This is a genomic window from Dysosmobacter sp. Phy (assembly GCF_054476235.1).
The window spans coordinates 1,859,285-1,878,492 of record NZ_CM136997.1 but is presented as its reverse complement, the minus strand read 5'-3'; the positions used below and the strand labels follow the sequence as shown (position 1 = coordinate 1,878,492).

Annotated in this window: 20 protein-coding genes; 4 read left to right on the top strand and 16 right to left on the bottom strand. The window is 64.6% G+C overall.

The features are described from left to right. Positions 1 to 4: 4 nt before the first annotated feature. From ACVDHE_RS09115 to ACVDHE_RS09085, 7 genes are all read right to left on the bottom strand, one after another. Positions 5 to 340: a branched-chain amino acid transporter permease gene (locus ACVDHE_RS09115; protein ID WP_213037780.1), complete on the bottom strand. Its 336-nt coding sequence runs from the start codon at positions 338 to 340 to the stop codon at positions 5 to 7. Continuing rightward, positions 337 to 1,053 (bottom strand): AzlC family ABC transporter permease, encoded by a 717-nt coding sequence (locus tag ACVDHE_RS09110; RefSeq protein ID WP_458884384.1) that lies wholly within the window; start codon positions 1,051 to 1,053, stop codon positions 337 to 339. Before ACVDHE_RS09110 ends, ACVDHE_RS09115 begins: the two co-directional genes overlap by 4 nt. Before the next feature lie 84 nt (positions 1,054 to 1,137). Beyond that, a complete protein-coding gene (locus ACVDHE_RS09105; protein ID WP_458884383.1) occupies positions 1,138 to 1,407 on the bottom strand; it encodes a GNAT family N-acetyltransferase in 270 nt (89 codons plus the stop codon). Between the two features lie 32 nt (positions 1,408 to 1,439). Beyond that, positions 1,440 to 3,185, bottom strand: a complete 1,746-nt coding sequence (gene argS, locus ACVDHE_RS09100) for an arginine--tRNA ligase (RefSeq protein ID WP_458884382.1) — start codon at positions 3,183 to 3,185, stop codon at positions 1,440 to 1,442. A gap of 289 nt (positions 3,186 to 3,474) precedes the next feature. After that, the gene (locus ACVDHE_RS09095) at positions 3,475 to 3,915 is read right to left on the bottom strand and encodes a YwiB family protein (RefSeq protein WP_458884381.1); all 441 of its coding nucleotides are present in this window, start codon (positions 3,913 to 3,915) and stop codon (positions 3,475 to 3,477) included. Further along, positions 3,902 to 4,717, bottom strand: a complete 816-nt coding sequence (gene murI, locus ACVDHE_RS09090; protein WP_458884380.1) for a glutamate racemase — start codon at positions 4,715 to 4,717, stop codon at positions 3,902 to 3,904. The genes ACVDHE_RS09095 and murI overlap by 14 nt, the downstream gene beginning before the upstream one ends. A 147-nt stretch (positions 4,718 to 4,864) precedes the next feature. Beyond that, positions 4,865 to 5,791 carry a DDE-type integrase/transposase/recombinase gene (locus ACVDHE_RS09085; RefSeq protein WP_418724639.1) on the bottom strand — a complete coding sequence of 309 codons (927 nt, stop codon included), beginning with the start codon at positions 5,789 to 5,791 and terminating at the stop codon, positions 4,865 to 4,867. A 240-nt stretch (positions 5,792 to 6,031) separates the two neighbouring features. On the opposite strand from ACVDHE_RS09085, the gene ACVDHE_RS09080 reads away from it, so the two are divergent. After that, entirely contained in the window at positions 6,032 to 6,442 is a 411-nt protein-coding gene (locus tag ACVDHE_RS09080; RefSeq protein ID WP_458884379.1) for a hypothetical protein, read from the top strand. An 89-nt stretch (positions 6,443 to 6,531) separates the two neighbouring features. Further along, positions 6,532 to 7,653, top strand: a complete 1,122-nt coding sequence (locus tag ACVDHE_RS09075) for a DUF362 domain-containing protein (RefSeq protein ID WP_213037772.1) — start codon at positions 6,532 to 6,534, stop codon at positions 7,651 to 7,653. A gap of 65 nt (positions 7,654 to 7,718) precedes the next feature. Here the strand turns inward: ACVDHE_RS09075 and ACVDHE_RS09070 are convergent, their stop codons facing one another. Next, positions 7,719 to 8,471 carry a DUF4358 domain-containing protein gene (locus tag ACVDHE_RS09070; RefSeq protein WP_458884378.1) on the bottom strand — a complete coding sequence of 251 codons (753 nt, stop codon included), beginning with the start codon at positions 8,469 to 8,471 and terminating at the stop codon, positions 7,719 to 7,721. A 215-nt stretch (positions 8,472 to 8,686) separates the two neighbouring features. Between ACVDHE_RS09070 and brnQ the strand changes: the two genes are divergently transcribed. After that, the gene (gene brnQ / locus ACVDHE_RS09065) at positions 8,687 to 9,982 is read left to right on the top strand and encodes a branched-chain amino acid transport system II carrier protein (RefSeq protein ID WP_213037770.1); all 1,296 of its coding nucleotides are present in this window, start codon (positions 8,687 to 8,689) and stop codon (positions 9,980 to 9,982) included. A 22-nt stretch (positions 9,983 to 10,004) separates the two neighbouring features. Beyond that, entirely contained in the window at positions 10,005 to 10,400 is a 396-nt protein-coding gene (locus tag ACVDHE_RS09060) for a VOC family protein (RefSeq protein ID WP_325227020.1), read from the top strand. Between the two features lie 59 nt (positions 10,401 to 10,459). Here the strand turns inward: ACVDHE_RS09060 and ACVDHE_RS09055 are convergent, their stop codons facing one another. The 8 genes from ACVDHE_RS09055 to ACVDHE_RS09020 form a co-directional block, all read right to left on the bottom strand. Continuing rightward, positions 10,460 to 11,212, bottom strand: coding sequence for a hypothetical protein (locus ACVDHE_RS09055; RefSeq protein ID WP_458884377.1), 753 nt, complete (start codon positions 11,210 to 11,212; stop codon positions 10,460 to 10,462). Further along, on the bottom strand, positions 11,209 to 12,063 hold the full coding sequence (locus tag ACVDHE_RS09050) for an ABC transporter ATP-binding protein (RefSeq protein ID WP_325227025.1): 855 nt from the start codon (positions 12,061 to 12,063) through the stop codon (positions 11,209 to 11,211). Before ACVDHE_RS09050 ends, ACVDHE_RS09055 begins: the two co-directional genes overlap by 4 nt. Then, positions 12,053 to 12,424 carry a GntR family transcriptional regulator gene (locus ACVDHE_RS09045; protein WP_325227027.1) on the bottom strand — a complete coding sequence of 124 codons (372 nt, stop codon included), beginning with the start codon at positions 12,422 to 12,424 and terminating at the stop codon, positions 12,053 to 12,055. The genes ACVDHE_RS09050 and ACVDHE_RS09045 overlap by 11 nt, the downstream gene beginning before the upstream one ends. 116 nt (positions 12,425 to 12,540) lie before the next feature. Beyond that, a complete protein-coding gene (locus ACVDHE_RS09040; RefSeq protein WP_418725772.1) occupies positions 12,541 to 13,878 on the bottom strand; it encodes an ABC transporter permease in 1,338 nt (445 codons plus the stop codon). A 3-nt stretch (positions 13,879 to 13,881) separates the two neighbouring features. Further along, entirely contained in the window at positions 13,882 to 15,984 is a 2,103-nt protein-coding gene (locus tag ACVDHE_RS09035; protein WP_458884376.1) for a COG1361 S-layer family protein, read from the bottom strand. Further along, positions 15,974 to 16,708: an ABC transporter ATP-binding protein gene (locus tag ACVDHE_RS09030; protein ID WP_418725774.1), complete on the bottom strand. Its 735-nt coding sequence runs from the start codon at positions 16,706 to 16,708 to the stop codon at positions 15,974 to 15,976. The genes ACVDHE_RS09035 and ACVDHE_RS09030 overlap by 11 nt, the downstream gene beginning before the upstream one ends. A 133-nt stretch (positions 16,709 to 16,841) precedes the next feature. Next, entirely contained in the window at positions 16,842 to 18,458 is a 1,617-nt protein-coding gene (locus tag ACVDHE_RS09025) for a sensor histidine kinase (RefSeq protein ID WP_458884375.1), read from the bottom strand. Further along, entirely contained in the window at positions 18,448 to 19,122 is a 675-nt protein-coding gene (locus tag ACVDHE_RS09020) for a response regulator (RefSeq protein WP_458884374.1), read from the bottom strand. The genes ACVDHE_RS09025 and ACVDHE_RS09020 overlap by 11 nt, the downstream gene beginning before the upstream one ends. Positions 19,123 to 19,208: the final 86 nt, after the last annotated feature.

Below are 19,208 nucleotides of genomic sequence, written 5' to 3'. Positions count from 1 at the left end.
CGCTCTACGCAAATACCAGCTGCACCAGCAGCATGTACACCGCCGTACCGCCGGCAATGGACACCAGCACATTGCCCCGCCACCAGTGGAGGGCGGCGGTGACGGCCACGGCGATCAGCTCCGGCGCGCCGTGGGGCGCGGCGGTCCAGCTGACGCCCTTGAGGCAGTAGACCACCAGCAGTCCCATCATGGCCGGCGGCAGCACCCGGCCCAGGTAGGCCACCACCGGCGGCGGGTCCCGCTTCTCCGGGAACAGCCAGAAGGGCAGCCACCGGGTCAGCTGGGTCCCGGCGGCCACCGCCAGGATGATGCCAAGGGTCTGTATGGGTGTCAGCGTCATGACGCCGCCTCCTCTCCGCGGTCCAGCCTGGACCGCAATACCAGCAGCAGCACCAGGATCAGCGCCATGGCGGGGATCACCAGGTTGTCCGCCCCGAACACCGCCAACGCAGCCGCGGCGCAGGCCATGCCCAGCAGCCCGGCGGGGCGGTTGGCCCGCTTTTTCCACTGCTCCAGGAACAGCACCACGAACAGCGCCGTCAGGGCAAAGTCAAGGCCTGTGGTGTCGAAGGTGATGAGGTTCCCCACCAGGCCGCCCAGGGCGGTGCCGGCGATCCAGTAGGAATAGTCCAGCAGGGAGACCCAGAAGTAGAAGTCCTTCCGCTCCACTCCCTCCGGCGGCTCCAGGGTGGACACCAGGGAGAAGGTCTCGTCGCAGAGCACATAGATGAGGAAGGGCCGCACCTTCCCCAGACCCCGGTACTTGTCCAGCAAACTCAGCCCGTAGAAGATGTGCCGGGCGTTGACCATGACCGAGAGCAAAAAGGCCTGGAGGGGATCGAAAACAGCAGTCAGCAGCGTGATGGCCACGAACTGCATGCTGCCGCCGAAGGCGATGGCGCTCATGAGCACCGACCACGGGGGCCCGTACCCCTTGGTCTCCATCAGCACGCCGTAGGCGATCCCCAGGCACAAAAACCCCGTCAGCACCGGCACTGTGGCTGGAAAGGCCGCCCGCAGCGCTGCCCGGCGGGCAGAAGCTCTCTGTTCCATATGATTCCCTCCTGTCTCTCTAAGGAAAAACGGCGGAGATCGGACGTCTCCGCCGTTTTGATCGGTCTTTCCGCGCCTGGGGCCTCAGCCCTCCAGCAGGTCCGCCTGCTCCGGGTGGCGGTCAAACCAGGCCCGGGCATAGGTGCACACCGCCCGGGCTTTTTTGCCCTGGTCCCGGATCTGGTCCGCGGCGGCGCGGACCAGCTGGCCCGCCACCCCCTGGCCCCGCAGGGAGCCGTCTACAAAGGTGTGGTCGATGACCGCCACGCCGTCCTCCTCCGGGAAGGTGATCTCGGCGATCAGCTGTCCGTCCCGTTCCGCGTAGATGCGGCCGGTCTCTCTTTGAAACTCCATGGACTCGTCCTCCTGTCAGGTCCGAAAGGCCGTCACATCTTCTCCGGCGCGTCCACGCCGATGAGCCGCAGGCCGTTTTTCAGCACGATCCGGGTCTCGTCCGCCAGCTTCAGGCGGGCCGCCATGACCGCCGGGGCCTCGCCCTTGATGCGGCAGGCGGTGTAGAAGCGGTGGAAGCAGCCGGCCAGCTCCTGGAGGTAGCGGTTGATGTGGCTGGGATCATAGTCCCGGGCCGCCAGCTTCACCTCCTCGCAGAACTGGGCGATCTGCTTGATGAGGGCCTGCTCCGTCTCGCCGGAGAGCAGGGAGAGGTCCACGTCCGCCTGGGCGGGGACGGAGGCCCCCTCCTCCTTCAGCGTCCGCAGCAGCGAGCAGATCCGGGCGTGGGCGTACTCCACGTAGTAGATGGGGTTCTCGCTGTCCTCCCGGACGGCAAGGCCCAGGTCGAATTCCATCTGGGTGTCGGGCTTGGCGTTGAAGTACCACCGGGCGGCGTCCACGCTGACCTCGTCCAGCAGGTCGTGGAGGGAGATGGCCTTGCCGGTCCGCTTGGACATGCGGACCACCTCGCCGTCCCGCAGGAGCTTGACCAGCTGCATGAGGACGATGTCCAGCCGCTCGGACCCGTTCAGGTCCAGGGCGTCCAGCGCCCCCTTCAGCCGGGCCACGTGGCCGTGGTGGTCGGCGCCCCAGACGTTGATGACCTTGTCGAAGCCCCGGACGGCGAACTTGTTGCGGTGGTAGGCGATGTCGGCGGCGAAGTAGGTGTAGAAGCCATTGGCCCGGCGCAGCACGTCGTCCTTCAGGTCCAGCTTCTCGATGTCCGCCTCCTTCTTCCCGGCCCTGCGGTAGTGGTCCCGGAGGATGTCGGCGGTCTTGAGCCAGAGGGCCCCGTCCTTTTCATAGGTCCAGCCCTTTTCCGTAAGCAGGTCCACAGTCTCGGCAACATACCCGCTCTCATGGAGGGTGGACTCGTAGAACCAGTTGTCGTAGTGGATCTTGTAGCGCTCCAGATCGGTCTTCATCCGGGGCAGGTTCACGCTCAGGCCGAACTGGGCCAGCTTTTCCTGGCGCTCTTCCGCCGGGACGTTCAGCAGTTCCTCGCCGTGCTGGTCATAGTAGGCCTGGGCCAGCTCCCGGATGTCCACGCCCTGGTAGCCGTCCTCCGGGAAGGGGACCGCGTCCTCACCCTGGATGATCTGGAGGTAGCGGGCCTCGATGGAGTGGGCGAACTTGTCGATCTGGTGGCCGGCGTCGTTGACGTAGAACTCCCGCGTCACGTCGGCGCCGCAGGCGGAGAGGACGCTTGCCAGGGTGTCACCCAGAACGCCGCCCCGGGCGTTGCCCATGTGCATGGGGCCGGTGGGGTTGGCGGAGACGAACTCCACCATATACTTCTTCCCCTTGAGGCCGTCGTTGGTGCCGTAGCTGTCACCCTCGGCCTCCACGGCGGACAGGACGCCGCCGTACCAGTCGCTGCCCAGGCGGAAGTTCAGAAAGCCGGGGCCGGCGATCTCGGCGGAGGTGAAGTAGCTGCCGCTGAGGTCCATGTGGTCCAGCAGGGCCTGGGCGATGGCCCGGGGGGGCTGGCGCAGGGCCCGGGCGGCGGCCATGGCAAAGGTGGTGGTGAAGTCGCCGTTGGCGGTGTCCTTGGGGATCTCCACCGGGGCGGCGGGGACCGCCGCCTGGGGCAGGGTCCCGTCGGCCGCGGCGGCGCGGTAGGCGGCCATGGCCAGGGCCGCGGCCTGGTCTTTTGCGTTCTGGATCATGTTGATCATGAGTTTGTTCCTCTCCTTACGCGGCGGCCATGCCGCCGTCATTCTTTCGTTGATCGCCCCGAAGGGATCCTCCGCGGCGCATTCTCTATTCTGCCCGCTGTTTCTCACTTCCGCTTTACCCGGATCTTGAAGCAGTTCCGGCCTGTGACGGTGTGCTTCCCACGGGGCAGGCCCCGCGGGAGCCCTTTTGATTAAAATCCTCAGGCGAAGTAAATTCGCCTTCCGGCAAGATTCCGGCTGCGCCGAAATGCTTGGACGCGCTGCCGCGCGAGCCGCCGGCGCCCCTCTCTCACTTCCGCTTTACCCGGATCTTGAAGCAGTTCCGGCCTGTGACCGTGTGCTCCACGGCGATGGAATACTTGATCTCCATGACGCCGCCCCGCTCCGTCAGGTTGTGGCGCAGGCGGCTGGTCTGGATGTCCACCGACAGCTCTCCGAAGGGCGTCTCGTACAGCGACGTGTGCTGGCGCCCCTCCTCGAAGATCATCTGGGAGTTCACCGCCCCGCTGCGGGTCAGCGTCACCCGGGGGCCACGCAATTCAAAGGTGGTGACGGTGCCCTCCATGCCGGTCAGGGCGCTCTCCTGATAGCGGAGGGTCAGCCCCTCCTCCGACAGCTCCATGGTCCCCTCGGTCATCAGCTCCGTGGCGTCGGGGTCCACGCCGTCGAAATACTGCTCGCCCCGGATGGACAGCAGGACAGGCAGCGAACGGTTCTCAGTACTGGTCAATGTCGATCCTCCGTGCGGCGTGGCGCAGGTCCTGGCGCAGGAACAGCGTAGCCGTCTGTTCAAAGTCCTCCACCCGGTCGCTGACGTAAAACTCCGTCTGGCCCTGGCGGTCCTCCGGTGCCCGGAGGCCCCGCTCTTTCAGCATCCGCTTGAGCTGGAAGGCGGACTCCTCACCGGCGGAAACCAGCTCCACCCCGGGGCCCATGATCTGGGCGATGACCTCCAGCAGCAACGGATAATGGGTGCAGCCCAGAATCACCGTGTCCACTCCGGCTTGGCGCAGGGGCTCCAGATACTCCGCCACCACCGTCTCGATGACCACGTCGCCGGGGCGGATGCGGCCGTTTTCCACCAGGGGCACCAGCAGCGGGCAGGCCCGGCAGAACACCTGGATCTCCGGGTCCAGACGGCGCAGCGCCGCCTCGTAGGCCCCGGAGCGGACGGAGGCCGCCGTGGCGATCATCCCCACCCGCTTGTTTTTCGTCACCAGCACCGCCCGCTGACAGGTGGGCTCCACCACGCCCACCATGGGCAGGTCGTTTTCCGCCTGCAAGGTGGTGAGGGAGGTGGTGGTGACCGTACCGCAGGCGATCAAAATGGCCTTGAGATCAAAGGACCGCAGGAACCGCACGTCCTGGCGGGCGTATTTCAAAATCGTCTCCGGGGAGCGGCCGCCGTAGGGCACCCGGGCCGTGTCGCCGAAGTAGATGAGGTCCTCCTCCGGCAGGATGCGCCACAGGGAGCTGACCGCCGTCAGCCCGCCCAGGCCCGAATCGAACACGCCGATGGGTCGCATATCCATAACTGTTTCAAACTCCTTATCCGTCTGCGCCGCCCTTCCGGCCCGGCGGGCACGAAGCGCATCGCATCTGAATTACATATTATACTATGCAACCCCCAGGGCCGCAAGACAGATTTTAGTCTTTTTCCCCGCTTTTTTGTAGGTTTGTCAAACATATTGGACGGCGAACTCTAAGGGGGAACACCAGTTGAGGGGCCTCATGGGGAAGTTGTTGGAGCGGCGGTTGTGAACGGCGAGCTGCTTTGCGAAGTCATCCAGGGAATAAAAGCTGTGGCAGGAATAGAAGCGTTTCTGGTCCTCACGGTGGCTGCGCTCCACCTTGCCGTTGTGGCGTGGGGTATAGGGACGGATGAGCTTGTGGCGGATGCCAAGCTCGGCGGCAGTTTTCTCAAATAGGGAAGGGCTGTCTTGTCTACCTGTGAGGAAGCGGTTGGTAAACTCTGGGCCATTGTCGGTCTGGACGCATTCCACCCGGATGCCCCGGCGGGCATACCAGCGGACCAGCTTTCTTAGAAAATCAGCGGAGGAAAAGGTGGACTGCTCGGGATAGGCGGCCAGGAAGCGCAGACGGGTAAACTCGTCAATAGCGGTGTACTGGAACAGGCGCAGCTCCGGGTCGGCGACGCAGCGGCGGGGCACCACCTTCACATCCACCTGGACACGCTGGCCGGGATAGGTCATCTGCTGGTAGGGCTTTGGCTTGTATGCTTTCTTCTTCTCGGCCGCAGGAAACAACCCCAGCTTGCGCATGACACGGAACAGGCTCTCCGGGCGGCGGGTATAGCCCCGCTGCCGCAACCGGTGCCACAGCTCCACCATGCCAAGGTTGGGATTCCTGCGGCGCAGGTCCCGGATCAGCTTCAGCTCCGCCTGTGTGTGCTGGTTGGGATGGTGGTGGGGCCGCCGGGACTGGCAGGCCAGGGATCCCGGTGTACCATCCCAGCGGTTCTTCCAGAAGTAGATGTACGACCGGCTTTTGTTGTACTTCCGGCTGGCTTTAGCTACTCCATATTTCTCCGCGTACTTCATCAGGGATTGCCTGTATGCCATGTCCTGTGTTATACTCTTGCTCATGAAGGATATGGCCCCCTCTCGTTCAGTTGTTGTCTGCAACTCCAACTTTAACCGATGAGGCCTTATCCTTCATCCTTTTTTATTCACTTGTCCAATATGTATTGTAGTCCTACAGATTTTAGTCTTTTTCCCCGCTTTTTTATATGGCATTTCCCCTGCGGCTTTGCTATAATCATACTGTACCAATGTGCGCCGCCGGGGACGCCGGCGGCAGAGAACTGACAGGGAGGTGTTTTCCCCATGAAGATCGAATTGACGGAGCAGCAGTTCCGGTATCTGCTGGATCTGGTCTACATAGGCAACTGGGTGATGAACTCCACCCGCGAAAACGACCGCATCAAGGAGTACGACGAGGTGGAGAGCCTGGTCTTTTCCCATTGCCTTCAGCACAGGATGAGCAAGCTGGTGGAGCTGTACCGGGGAGAGCTGATCCCCTCCCGAGCCTTTGCCGACGGCGGCATCCACGAGGCCATCGAGCAATACGAGGACATCGTGTTTTATGAGATCCTGGCGGAGGAGCTGGCCCTGCGGGATATGGACGGTGAGCCCCTGACCCGGGAGAATTACAGCCAGCTGATGGACCGTATCGACGCCTACCTCTCGGAATTCGACGAGCACGGCACCGACAATATCACGGTGGACCTGCCCTGAGGGGCGGGGGGCAGGCAGGCCCCCTTCGTCCGCCGGACCCCAGGCGTTTTCAAGGGAACAAGGAAAAAAGAGGAGAAGGAGTACCGCATATGGCAGAAAAAGCAAAGGTCTATTTCGCAGATTTCCGCTGCCCCAGCTGGCGTGAGAACCTGCCCCAGAAGCTGGCCCGGCTGATGATGACCGCCGGCTTCGGCGAGATCGACATGGAGGACAAATTCGTCGCCATCAAGATGCACTTCGGCGAGCCGGGGAACCTGGCGTACCTGCGGCCCAACTGGGCCAAGGTGGTGGCGGACCTGGTGAAGAGCCAGGGGGGCAAGCCCTTCCTGACCGACTGCAACACCCTGTACGTGGGCGGCCGCAAAAATGCCCTGGACCACATCGAGTCCGCCTACGTCAACGGCTTCACCCCCTACTCCACCGGCTGCCATGTCATCATCGCCGACGGCCTCAAGGGCAACGACGAGGTGGAGGTGCCCGTGGAGGGCGGCGAGTACGTCAAGGCCGCCAAGATCGGCCGGGCCGTCATGGACGCCGACGTGTTCGTCTCCCTGACCCACTTCAAGGGCCACGAGCAGGCCGGCATGGGCGGCACCCTGAAAAACATCGGCATGGGCTGCGGCTCCCGGGCCGGCAAGATGGAGCAGCACAACTCCGGCAAGCCCTTCGTCAAGCAGAAAAAGTGCATCGGCTGCCGGGCCTGCGCCAAGATCTGCGCCCACGGCGCCCCGGAGTTCGGTCCCGACGGCAAGGCCACCATCAACACCGACAAGTGCGTGGGCTGCGCCCGGTGTCTGGCCGTGTGCCCCAAGGACGCCATCCAGTGCCTGTACGACGAGGCCCCGGCCATCCTCAACAAGAAGATCGCCGAGTACACCAAGGCTGTGGTGGACGGCCGCCCCTGCTTCCATGTGTCGCTGGTGGTGGACGTGTCCCCCAACTGCGACTGCCACGGGGAGAACGACGTGCCCATCGTCCCCAACGTGGGCATGTTCGCCTCCTTCGATCCCGTGGCCCTGGACCAGGCCTGCGCCGATGCGGTCCTGGCCCAGACGCCGGTCCGCAACTCCGCCGTCTTTGACCAGGACTGCGACTGCGCCGACAAGGACTTCTTCCACGCCGTCCACCCGGACACCGAGTGGCAGGTGTGCCTGGAGCACGCGGAGAAGCTGGGGCTGGGCACCCGGCAGTATGAACTGGTGAAGATCTGAGCAAAACAGCACACGGGACCCGCCGGCGGGCGGGTCCCGTGTTTCCTTTTCTGATTTCCGGCTGCTCAGGCGAACTGGGCGTTGAAGCTGTCCACCACGCCGTCGGCGTTCTCAAAGACCACCAGCATCACATAGTTGCCGTTGGAGACGATGCGGGCGTTGTTCTGCCACAGCTCCACGGAGGCCGGATACAGCAGGCCGCCGGGGTTCTCCCCGTCGCCCAGCTGATAGTCGATCCGGGACTGGAAGATGCCCTTGACGGTCTCCACATCGGCGCTGGAGGCCACCTCCACCAGGGCGATCTCCACGGCGGAGGCGGAGATCATGGCCATCTGTACCACGCACTGCTTGGGGGACAGGGCGGACAGGCCGGGATAGTAGGTGTCCAGCGCCTCGCCCTCCAGGGCCATCATGCCGGGCCAGTTGGTCTGGGAGGCGGCCAGGTCCGCGGCAAAGGCGGACAGGTCTGCGGAGGCCGCGGGCTTCTGCTCCTGGGCAGGCTTCTGCTCCGTGGAGGGCTTTTCCACCGGCTGGCTCTGGGGCTTCTCGTTGGTGTCGGCGGGACTGCTGCCGGTCTGGGGCTTTTCAGTGGTGTCGGCGGGCTGCTCTCCCAACTGGGGCTCCTGCGCCTGCTCGTCCTCCGCTTCCTCGGTGCCGGTCTCCGTCATATCCTCGCCGGTCTCCGTCTGGGCATCGTCCACCGTCTCCTCCACGCTCTCCTGCGCGTCCTCTTCGCCGGAAGGCTGCTCTCCGCCGCAGGCAGTCAGAGCCAGGGTCATCGTCAGGGCCAGCAGAAGGGCCGTCCATCTCTTTTTCATGGGTTTCTCTCCTGTAACAAAAAATTTTCGGGCGGTATTCGCCCTGGTTTTCAACTTTTGGACGGCGGCTAAGCAAAAAAGTTCCCCTTTCCTCAAAAATTTTCTGCTGCCGGCGGATGGCCCCGGGAAAGCGTTTGCCCTTTTGGAAAAAATCGTATATAATAGATTCTGGCAATATCGGGCCGCCCGGCGGCGAATGGGACAAGGAGGTTTTTATGAAGCGTATCTGGAAGGACATTTTTGTAATCGGCTTCGCCCTGTTCTCCATGTTCTTCGGCGCCGGAAACGTGGTCTTCCCCCCCTATCTGGGACTGGAATCAGGACACCAGTGGTTCCTGGGCTTTCTCTGCTACTATCTGGCGGACATCGGCCTGGCGCTGCTGGCTCTGTTCGCCATCCTCCGCCAGGGCGGCAGCGACGGCATCACCCGCCCTCTGAGCCGCGTTCCCGCCACGGTGCTGATGAGCGCCATTGTGCTGTGCATCGGGCCCATGCTTGCCATCCCCCGGACGGCGGCCACCACCTATGAGATGGCCCTGTCGCCTCTGGTGTCCGGGTTCAGTCCGGTGCTGTTCTCCATTTTGTTCTTCGCGGTGATCTTCCTGCTGTGCGTGAAGGAATCCGCCGTGGTGGACATCGTGGGCAAGGTGCTCACCCCGGCGCTGCTGCTGGGACTGCTCATTCTGATCGTCAAGGGCGTTATCGACCCCATCGGCCCCGTGCCTGCCAGGACCCTGGTGGACAACGTCCCCGCCACCGGCATCGAGGCCGGCTACCAGACCATGGACGTACTGGCGGCCATGGTGTTCGGCATCATCGTGCTCAAAAGCGCCGAGGCCAAGGGCCACACCGCTCTGAAGGACAAGTTCACCGTGGTGGCGGGCGCCGGCGCCGTGGCCGGAGCGGCGCTGCTGGTGGTATACCTGGGCCTGACCTACCTGGGCGTCACCACCTCCCGGTTCTTCGATCTGACCGTGAACCGGACGTATCTGGTGGTATCCATCGTACGGAACCTCTTGGGCTTCGCGGGCGTGGTGCTGTTTTCCATCGTGGTGGCCCTGGCCTGTGTCACCACGGCGGTGGCGCTGGTCAGCTCCGCCGCCTCCTACTTTTCCGGCCTCACCGGCGGACGGCTGTCCTACCCGGTGACGGCGGCGGTAATCTGCGTGTTCAGCGCCGTGGTGTCCAACTTCGGCCTGGATCAGATCGTTGCCATCGCCGGACCCATTCTGGACGTGGTCTATCCCCCCACCCTGGCCCTGATCCTGCTGGCTCTGGCGGGCCGGCGGCTGCGGCGGGTGTGGGTATACCGGCTGGCGGCCCTGGGCGCCCTGGCGGTGAGCCTGCTGAAAACCCTCTCCACTTACGGCGGCGTGGAGCTGCCCTTCCTGGATGCGCTGCCCCTGGCCTCCATCGGCTTCGGCTGGCTGCTGCCGGCGGCGGTGTGCGGCGTCATCGGCGCGCTGATTCCCGGGGAGCTGCCGGAGAGCGCACCCCCATCCCACCCGTGAACTACCATGAAGGAGGATCCATATGAATATGAATGAACACTATCAGGGCCTGGGCCACATCGCCGTCCGCACGGCAGACATGGACGCGAGCATCGCCTTTTATGAGCGCATCGGCGGCAGGCTGCTCCAGCGTGCCCCCGCCTGTCCCCCGGCCCAGGCCAACGAGCTGGCACTGGTGGAGCTGGCGGGCTTCACCGTGGAGCTGATCGCCTCGAATCCCGGCGGTGAGGGCGTTATCCCCCACATCGCCATTTACGTGGACGATGTGGACAAAGCCGCGGCGGACCTGAAGGCCCTGGGTGTGGACACCTTTATGACCGGGGAGAAAAACGTCCTGCCCAGCACCTTCGGCGGGCTGGAGAACTGGTTCTTCACCGGCCCCTCCGGCGAACAGCTGGAGCTGCTGAAAATGCTGTAAAAAGCCGTACATCAAAAGGGAGAGCGGACGGCCGTCCGCTCTCCCTTTTTGTCTTGTATTCATTTGGCGCCCCGGATTACCGCCCGGCGGACCAGCAGCCAGCTGAGGGCAAAGCTCACTGCCGCCACCGCCAGAAACACCAGAGCGGCGTTCCACACAGAGCCTATAAAGAACCGCCCCAGAGCCGCCAGCACCCGGACAATGGCCTCCCCCGCCGGTGTGTCGCCCACAGCGGTCAGCACCGCCGCAGGGCCGAAGATCAGCACCAGGGGAATGGCGATGGAGACGATCACCGTCCAGAACTTGCTCAGGCGCCAGTACAGCACCGACCAGAACTGGCCCACCCCCGCCAGGGAAAAGGCCATGGCGGCGGAGAACACCGCCGTCCGCAGATAGCCGGCGGGGCCCATGTCCGCCCCCTCGTAGAGCAGCTGGTACACATCCGACACCTCCACCCGAGCCATGAGGCCGGGGAGGGCACGATACACCGCCAGCACCGCCGTTGTCCCCAGGGCCACCAGCACCGCCACCACTGCCTGGCTGACGATCTCTGCCAGAAAGGCGGTGCGGCGGGAGACACCGTTCTGGTTTAACATCCGCAGGTTTTCCCGGATGCCCACCATGCCCAGCACGAATCCGAATACCCCCACCGACAGGGAGTAGCCGTTGAAATTGCTGCCGCTGCCGCCCAGCATCGCCAGCATGACCCACAGGGCCAGGGGGATCAGCAGCATCACCAGCAGCAAAATACCTGCCGCCCGGAGGTAATTGCGGATCCCGTACCGGACCGCCCGGTTCAACGCCACGCTCATTTCCGATCCTCCTCTTCCATCAAACTGATAAAGTACTCCTGGAGCCCCAGGCGGGTCCGCTCCAGCCCGGCGGGCAGCGGTCCGCCGTCGCCTCCGCGCAGGCACACGGTCTTGAGGCCGCCCAGACTCCGCGCCGTCAGGACATCCTTCCCCGCCGTATAATCGTCCACGGCGGCGGCCGGGCCGGAGATGGTGCAGGCCCCCGCCGTCAGCTGCTCCGTGGGGGCGTCCTGGAGGATGCGGCCAGCCCGGATGATGACCGTGTGCTCCACGATCTGCGCCACCTCGTCGATGAGGTGGGTGGAGAGCACGATGGTCCGGGGCTGCTCCGCGTAGGTCTCCAGCAGCAGCCGGTAAAAGAGGTCCCGGTGCTGGGCGTCCAGCCCCAGCACCGGCTCGTCGAAGAGCACGTAGGGCGTGCCCACGCACAGGCCCAGAATATTCCGGAAGATGGAGCCGTAGCCGGTGGAGAGGCGGTTGATCTTCTGCTTGACGGACAGGCCGAACTGCCCCGCCAGGTCCTCCGCCCGGGCCCGGTCAAAGTCCGGATAGAACAGCGCCGCCGCGTCAAAGGCCCCCTTGACCCGCATATCGTCGGGATAGAGGTTCTGCTCCCCCACCAGGAAGAGCTTCCCCAGGGCCTCGTCGCCGGTGACCGGCGCGCCGTCCACGGTGACGGCGCCGCCGTCCGGGCAGATCCGGCCTGTCAGGATATTCAGCAGGGTGGACTTGCCCGCGCCGTTGTTGCCCAGCAGCCCGTAAATTTTATCGCCGCCGAAGGTCACCGACACGTCCTCCAGCGCCGTGACGGCGCCGAAACGCTTGGTGACGTGTTGAAATTCAATCGCCATGTTCCTGTAAACCCCTTTCCAGCAAATCCAGCACTTCCCGGTCCGTCAGCCCCAGGTTCCGGGCCTCCCGCACCGTGCGCTGGATGTGATCGTGATAAAACCGCTCCCGCCGGGCCCCCAGGAGCTTCTCCCGGGCGCCGGGAGAGACGAACATCCCCACGCCCCGCCTCTTGTACAGCAGCCCCGCGTCCACCAGCAGGTTGATGCCCTTGAGGGCTGTGGCGGGATTGATCTTGTAGGCCACGGAGTACTCGGTGATGGAGGGCACCTGGCTCTCCTCCGGGTACGTCCCGGCCAGAATGGCCTCCTCCAGCTGCTCCGCCAGCTGCTGGAAGATGGGCCGGTCCTCTGTAAACTGCACAGGCCGCCTCCTTTCCTAGTCGGTTAATTAGTCTAGTAACTAACCGTAACGCAAATATAACACGACGGCGGCGCCCTGTCAAGAGGGCGCCGCCTGATTTTCTTCGTATCGGGGGGTCATTCGCTTTTAATCGCCTCCAGAGCGGGGATCTGCACCGCCTTGTTGGCCGGATAGTACCCGGAGCCCAGGCCGATCAGCACGGAGAACACCACCGCGAACAGCAGCAGCCACGGGGGGATCACCGACACCCGGGAGGTCTCGCCGCCGCCCAGGATGGCCGCCGGCAGATTCTCCGGCGACAGCCCCATGGATACCAGGTTGATGATCACCGAGATCACGAAGCTGATAACGCAGCCCACCAGTCCTCCGATGAGGCCGATGGCGCCCGCCTCCGCCAGAAACATCACCCGGATATCCCGGACATAGCAGCCCAGAGCCTTCATAATGCCGATCTCCCGGGTCCGCTCGGAGATGGACATGATCATGGTGTTGGTGATGCCCAGGGCCGCCACGAACAGGGAGATGGCGCCAAGGCCTCCCAGCATCATCTGCTTTTGCCGGGCTTCCTTTTCCATGGGTTCCCGGATGCTCTCCATGGACTCCGTGGAGTAGCCCATGGTCTTGATCTGGTTCTCCACCGGCTTCACCTGAGAGATGTTCTGCACCTTTACCAGGACAGAGTCGTAGGCCGGCATCTTCTTGCCGTTGCCCAGGGCCTTGGTCAGCAGCCCGCGCAGGTCCGAAAGGCTCATGATCACCCCCTCGGAGGTCTCCGCCCCCTTGGCGTAGTCCTCCTTCACCACGCCCACAGGACGCAGCTGGGCGGTGATTTTGCCGTTTGCCGTCTCCGCCTCCAGGGTGATGGGGCCGCTGAGGGGGTCAAAATAGGGCGGCGGCGGATCCTTATCCTTTCCGCTCTCGTCCCACATGCCGCTCCAGCGGTCCACCATGTTGCTGCCGTCAGGGCGCAGGGTGTCCCGGAAGCTGTACGCCAGATACTGTCCCACCAGCACGTCGCCGCTCTTCTGCGCCCGGTCGCCGGAGAGGACCTGATAGCCCATCTTCTCCATCTCGGCGGTGTCCAGTCCCACCAGCGCCGACCAGTCGGCCACATAGCGGCCGCCGATCCCGGTCACCAGCCGGATGGACTCCACCTCCAGAGACTGCTTGGGCGCCACGGACTCCACCCCCTCCAGGGTCCGCAGGCGGCGCACCAGGGCGTCGTCCAGCTTCAGCTTGCCCCGGCCGCCCTGGGGAGCGTTGACGGTAACGATGGTCAGATCACCCATCTCCGCCAGCAGCTTTTCCTGGGACTGCTTCATGCCGATGCCCAGGGACACCATGATGACGATGGAGCAGCAGCCGATGAGCACGCCCAGCACCGTGAGGAAGGTGCGGGACTTGCGGCGCATGAGATTTTGCAGGCATATACGCAGCAGATCATTTTGTTTCAACGCTCACGCCTCCTCACTGCCCGGCGTCTGGTCCCAGTCCTCCCAGCTGCCGTCGGTCACGGCCTCCGCCTTCTTTTTCCGCTTGCGCAGCCACAGAGCCCCACCGCCGGCTCCGGCGCCGGCGATCACCAGGACCACCGCCAGCCAGGGGAAGCCGCCGCCTTGCTCCGGCTCTTCAAAATCCGTCTCCTCCACCATGGGCGGCTCCTCGGCCTTGAGCGTGACGGGGAACTCCCGGGTCACCAGCTGCTGGTCCGCATTTTCATAGGAGATCTTCAGCGTCAGGGGGATCTCCCCCTCCTGGCTGGGCGTCAGGGCAAAGCCGATGTTGCCGCTGCCGCCGGCGATGATGTTGCCCAGGTACTGGGTCCGGGCGGGGGTGTCCACTCCGTCGCCCTCCACCACGGCCTCCACGTTGGAAATGTCGCCCCGGCCCTTGTTCACATAGGCCAGGGTGAGGGCCGTCTCCTCGCCCACCGTCACCGTCTCCGGCACGGCGGGGGCGTTGATCTGGAAGCGGTCGGGCTGATAGACCGGAACGGAGATCCGGATGTCCGTATTGGCCTGGGTTCGCTTGTCACCGGATACGTACTCATATTTGAAGCCCACCGTGATGCTCTGGGCGCCGCTCTTGCTGGTGGGCACCACCCGCATGGGCACCTCCTGGGTCTGGCTGCCTCCGGCGGACAAGGCGGGGTAGTAGAAGGTGTTGGTGCTGTTGTTCATGGTGAAGCTCTCGCCGCCGTCCACGGTGACCACCACATTCTCAATGCCCATCTTGCCGGTGTTGACGAAGGTGAAGCCCAGGGGGAAGGCGCTGCCCGTGGCCACGGAGCTCTCGCCGTAGGTAAAGCTGCGGATGACAATATTGGGCGTGGGGGCGTCCGCCTTGGAGGGGACGTCCACGGGGACGTTGATCTTGTCCGACACGGATGCCTGCGCCAGAGCGGTGCCGTTGTCATAGGCGAATTTCAGCTCTGTGCTGACAGTCTGATTGGCGGAGGCCACATCCTTTGCAGCTTGCAGCTTCAGCGTCACAGTACCGGCGGCGCCGGGAGCGATATCCTCCATCAGGAAGGTGGAGACGTCGTTCTTCAGCACCAGCGCCTCTGAGGGCGTCACGGAGAGCACCGGAGAGACCAGCCGTGCCTCGCTGGTATTGGCAAAGGACAGGGTGATCTCCCGGATCTCCCCCGGCGACATGGGCGTATCCATGGCGGAGCGGGTCGTCACCACCACCGGCTGGGGCACGCTCTCCCGGGCCAGGGCGGGAATGGAGATCTTGTCGTTGGCAGCGGCCTGGACCATGGAGATGTTGTTGTGGTAGTTGTACTTCAGATCCACCCCCAGCGTCTGGTTGGGTGAGGCGATGACGCTGGCGGCCTTTATCCGCACCTTGAGGCTGACACTCTTCTTGCTGGGGATATCATTCAGGGGGAAGGAGGAGGCGCCGCCCACAATGCTCAGCCCCTCCGAGGGGGTAAAGGAGGCCACCGGAGAGCGCATCCGGGGACCGCTGAGGTTGCGGAAATACACCGTCAGCTCCACCTCCTGGCCAGGGCGCAGGGGCTGCTCCAGCTCGCTCCGGGAGATCACCACCATGGGTGCCGGAGAGGCCTCCGGAGTCTCAGGTGCGGGCGGTGTCACCGGCTGGGGCGCCTCGTAGACCACCGCCTCGGTGATGGTGGTCTCCATGGTCTGATAGGAATCCGGCTGCCCGGCACTGCCGATCTGGAGCCGCAGGGCCTGGCCAACGCCCTTGTACTGAAGGCCCGTCAGCAGCACCTCGTAAACCAGAGGCGCGCCGTCCGGAGAGGTCCGGCGGGTGGTCACGCTGCCGCCGGTGAAGCTGTCGTCCAGCTTGGCGATGTCCAGGCCCTGGGGGTTGCCCTGACCGCTGCCGTCGCTGATGTCCTTGACGGACACAGCAATGTTCACCGTGGAGCCCTTGGTGATGGCGCCCACCGGTCTGCCCCCGGCATCGGTGACGGTGTAGCCTGTGATGTACAGGCTGCCGCCGGCGGCGGAGGCCATGGGGACCAGGGTGGCCGCCAGGACCACCAGCAGCAACAGCGCGCAGCCGCGGATAAGCAGATTACGTTTCATGGCGGGGATTCTCCTTTTGATTTCGTTGATTGCTGACGATCTCGCCGTCGATGAGGGTGACGATCCGGTCGGCGTAGGACGCCATCTCCGGATCGTGGGTCACCAGGATGATGGTCTGGTGATAGTTGCGGGCAAAGGTGCAGATCATCTCCATGATCTCCACGGTGGTCTTGGAGTCCAGGTTGCCGGTTGGCTCGTCGGCAAAGACCACGTCCGGCCGGGCGATGAAGGCCCGGGCGATGCCCGCCCGCTGCTGCTGGCCGCCGGACATCTGCCGGGGGAAGTGGTCCAGCCGGTGGCTCAGGCCCACCCGCTTCAAAAGGGCCCGGGCCGCCTCCTCCCGGTCCCGCCGGGGCACGCCCCGGAACAGCAGCGGCATGGCCACGTTCTCCGTGGCGGTGAGGTTGGGCAGCAGATTGTAGGATTGGAACACGAAGCCCAGGTGCTTCTGGCGGAAGGATGCCAGCTGGTTCTCATCCAGCCGGGAGATGGGCACGCCGCCGATGCGCACCTCGCCCCGGGTGGGCTTCTCCATCCCGGCCAGCTGGTTGAGCAGCGTGCTCTTTCCGGAGCCGGAGGTACCGAAGATACAGCAGATCTCCCCCCGGAAAACCTGAAGATTGATGCGCTTGAGCGCCACCACCGTCTCGTCGCCGATGGGGTATTCCTTGCGGACGTCCCGCACCTCGATGATGGGACGGCTCCGCGGATCAGGCTGGTTCATGGGTCAGCCCCCTTTCTGCGGTGTATCATACCGCCCCAGTCTTTACCGCCCCTTTGCGTTTCCTTAAGATTTGCAAAGAAAGCAAAAAATCCCCCGGACCTGTGCGGTCCGGGGGATCCCCATTTCCGATCTCTTATTCGGCTGTCTCTTCTCTCCGGGGCGGTGTCGGGGACGGGTCCAGGGGCAGGCGCAGCAAAAACTCCGTGCTGCGGCCGGGGCCCGGCCGGGGCGAGAGGACGATGGTGCCGCCGTGCTTTTCCACGATCCGCCGGGTGATGGACAGCCCCAGGCCGCTGCCCTTGCCGGAGCGGGCCTCGCTGCCCACCACGAAGGGCTCGAACAGCCGGGCGGCCTGCTCCGGAGGGATGCCGGCGCCGTTGTCCGCCACCCGCACCAGGGCCTGGGCCCCCTCCCGCTCCACATCGAAGAACAGCACGGTCCCCAGGCGGTTGTGGCGCAGGGCGTTGGTGAGGAGGTTGTCCAGCACCCGGGTGAACTGGAACCGATCCAGCCGGCAAAAGAGGGGCCGCTCGGGGATGGCCACCTCCAGCGAGAAGCCCGCCAGGTCGATCTCGCCGTATTTTTTCGCCAGATACGCCCGCAGGAACTCGCACAGGTCCGTCCGCTCCCGGTGCAGCACAAAGGCCGGGTGCTCCACCTTGCTGTACTCGTGGAAAGCCTCCACCAGTTCCGTCAGCGTCTCCGCCCGGGCCCGGATGGCCCGGAGATACCGCTCCCGCTCCTGAGGCGGCACCGTGCCGTCGCAGATGGCGTCCACGTACCCGGCAATGACGGTGACGGGGGTCTTGATATCGTGGGAGATATCGGCGATGAGCTTCTGGCGGCCCTGGTCCAGGCGGCGCCGCTCCGCCTCGCTCTCGTCCAGGCGGTCGGCAAAGCGGTCGAAGCTCTCGGCGATGCGCCGGATCTCCCAGGTGCCGCCGCACTCGCCCACCCGGACCGAGCGTCCCTCCGCCTGGGCCTCCACGGCGTCGTTGAGCCGCCGCAGGGGCCTGCCGATCTTGCGGCTCAGCCACCACAAAAAGGCCCCTGCCCCCAGCAGGTACAGCGGTACACACAAAAGCCAGATCCGCCAGGACTCCCGGTAGTGGCGCAGGTCCTCCTCCGGCGTCAAAAGCCGCTCCCGCAGCAGCAGCGTCTCCTCCCCCCGGGCGGAGGAGATCTCCTGGCGCACCAAGCGGGTGCCGGGAAAGCGGGTGCCGGTGAGATACTGGTACTCCCGGCGGGTATAGCCTGTGCGGCCGTCGGAAAAGCCGCCGTAGGTCACTTGGTAGTCCCCATCCAGGGCCATGAGCTCCGCGGGCGCGGTCTCGCTGCCGTCATAGCGCTGGCGGATGAGCAGATAGCCCGACGCGCCGTCGGGGCTCTGCCGGGGGAACACCGTCGTGGACACGTCGTCGCCGTAAAGGGGCACGCAGTCCAGTTCTCCGGCGGTACAGATCGGATCGAAGCCGTCGCCGGAGGCGTAGCGCAGCCGCCCCGCCTGGTCATAGACGGCAAATTCCCCGCCGCCTTTGGCAAGGGACCGGGCCGCCCGGCCGTAGTCTCCGCTCTCCAGAGCCGGGTCCGTCAAAAGCCCGTCCCAGTCCACCGGGCGGTAGAGGTCCGTCAGCCACGCTTCCCACAGGCAGAACACCCCCGCCGCGATGGCCAGCAGCGTCAGCGTAAAGAGCAGATACGTCCGGGCCAGCAGCGCGAAGAGGCTGCCGGAGCGTCGTTTATTTTTCAATCTTATACCCCAATCCTCTCACCGTGATGATGTAGCGGGGATTTTTGGGATCCTCCTCGATCTTCTCCCGCAGCTTGGAGATGTGCACCATCATCGTGTTGTCGTCTCCCTCGAAATAGGGGCCCACCGCCCCCTCGTACAGCTGGACCTTGGTGAAGATCCGCCCCGGGGCCCGCATGAGCAGGGCCAGGACCTTGTACTCCATGGGCGTCAGGGGGATGGGCGTACCGCCCCGGGTCAGCTGGAACGAGGCGGTGTCCAGGGCCAGATCCCCCACCCGCAGCACGTCGCCCCCCGTCCGGGCGGCCCGGCGCAGCTGGGCCCGGACCCGGGCCACGATCTCCACCGGGTTGAAGGGCTTTGCGATGTAGTCGTCGGCGCCCAGGTTCAGACCCAGGATCTTGTCGTTGTCCTGGCTCTTGGCGGAGAGGATCAAAATGGGCACGTCGCTGTAAGCCCGCAGGGCCCGGGTCAGCTCAAAGCCGTTCATCCCCGGCATCATCACATCCAAAATGGCCATGTCCGGCGGCTCGGTCCGGGCCAGGTCCAGAGCGGCGGCGCCGTCGGCGGCCTCTGCCACCCGGAAGCCCTCCCCCTCCAGATAGAGCCGAAGCAGGCTGCGGATGTCGGCGTCATCCTCCGCAATCAGGATCAACGGAGCCATGGCGGTATCCTCCTTTATCATTGGTCCTTTGATTGTATCAGACTTTTTTCCGCCGGTAAACCACCATTGTCCACGGCAGGAAAAAA

Excerpts from the sequence above, each read along its gene's own strand:
- ACVDHE_RS09115 (WP_213037780.1), bottom strand. The coding sequence starts at position 340 with ATGACGCTGACACCCATACAGACCCTTGGCATCATCCTGGCGGTGGCC.
- ACVDHE_RS09110 (WP_458884384.1), bottom strand. The coding sequence starts at position 1,053 with ATGGAACAGAGAGCTTCTGCCCGCCGGGCAGCGCTGCGGGCGGCCTTT.
- ACVDHE_RS09105 (WP_458884383.1), bottom strand. The coding sequence starts at position 1,407 with ATGGAGTTTCAAAGAGAGACCGGCCGCATCTACGCGGAACGGGACGGA.
- argS (WP_458884382.1), bottom strand. The coding sequence starts at position 3,185 with ATGATCAACATGATCCAGAACGCAAAAGACCAGGCCGCGGCCCTGGCC.
- murI (WP_458884380.1), bottom strand. The coding sequence starts at position 4,717 with ATGGATATGCGACCCATCGGCGTGTTCGATTCGGGCCTGGGCGGGCTG.
- ACVDHE_RS09085 (WP_418724639.1), bottom strand. The coding sequence starts at position 5,791 with ATGAGCAAGAGTATAACACAGGACATGGCATACAGGCAATCCCTGATG.
- ACVDHE_RS09080 (WP_458884379.1), top strand. The coding sequence starts at position 6,032 with ATGAAGATCGAATTGACGGAGCAGCAGTTCCGGTATCTGCTGGATCTG.
- ACVDHE_RS09075 (WP_213037772.1), top strand. The coding sequence starts at position 6,532 with ATGGCAGAAAAAGCAAAGGTCTATTTCGCAGATTTCCGCTGCCCCAGC.
- ACVDHE_RS09070 (WP_458884378.1), bottom strand. The coding sequence starts at position 8,471 with ATGAAAAAGAGATGGACGGCCCTTCTGCTGGCCCTGACGATGACCCTG.
- brnQ (WP_213037770.1), top strand. The coding sequence starts at position 8,687 with ATGAAGCGTATCTGGAAGGACATTTTTGTAATCGGCTTCGCCCTGTTC.
- ACVDHE_RS09060 (WP_325227020.1), top strand. The coding sequence starts at position 10,005 with ATGAATATGAATGAACACTATCAGGGCCTGGGCCACATCGCCGTCCGC.
- ACVDHE_RS09055 (WP_458884377.1), bottom strand. The coding sequence starts at position 11,212 with ATGAGCGTGGCGTTGAACCGGGCGGTCCGGTACGGGATCCGCAATTAC.
- ACVDHE_RS09050 (WP_325227025.1), bottom strand. The coding sequence starts at position 12,063 with ATGGCGATTGAATTTCAACACGTCACCAAGCGTTTCGGCGCCGTCACG.
- ACVDHE_RS09035 (WP_458884376.1), bottom strand. The coding sequence starts at position 15,984 with ATGAAACGTAATCTGCTTATCCGCGGCTGCGCGCTGTTGCTGCTGGTG.
- ACVDHE_RS09030 (WP_418725774.1), bottom strand. The coding sequence starts at position 16,708 with ATGAACCAGCCTGATCCGCGGAGCCGTCCCATCATCGAGGTGCGGGAC.
- ACVDHE_RS09020 (WP_458884374.1), bottom strand. The coding sequence starts at position 19,122 with ATGGCTCCGTTGATCCTGATTGCGGAGGATGACGCCGACATCCGCAGC.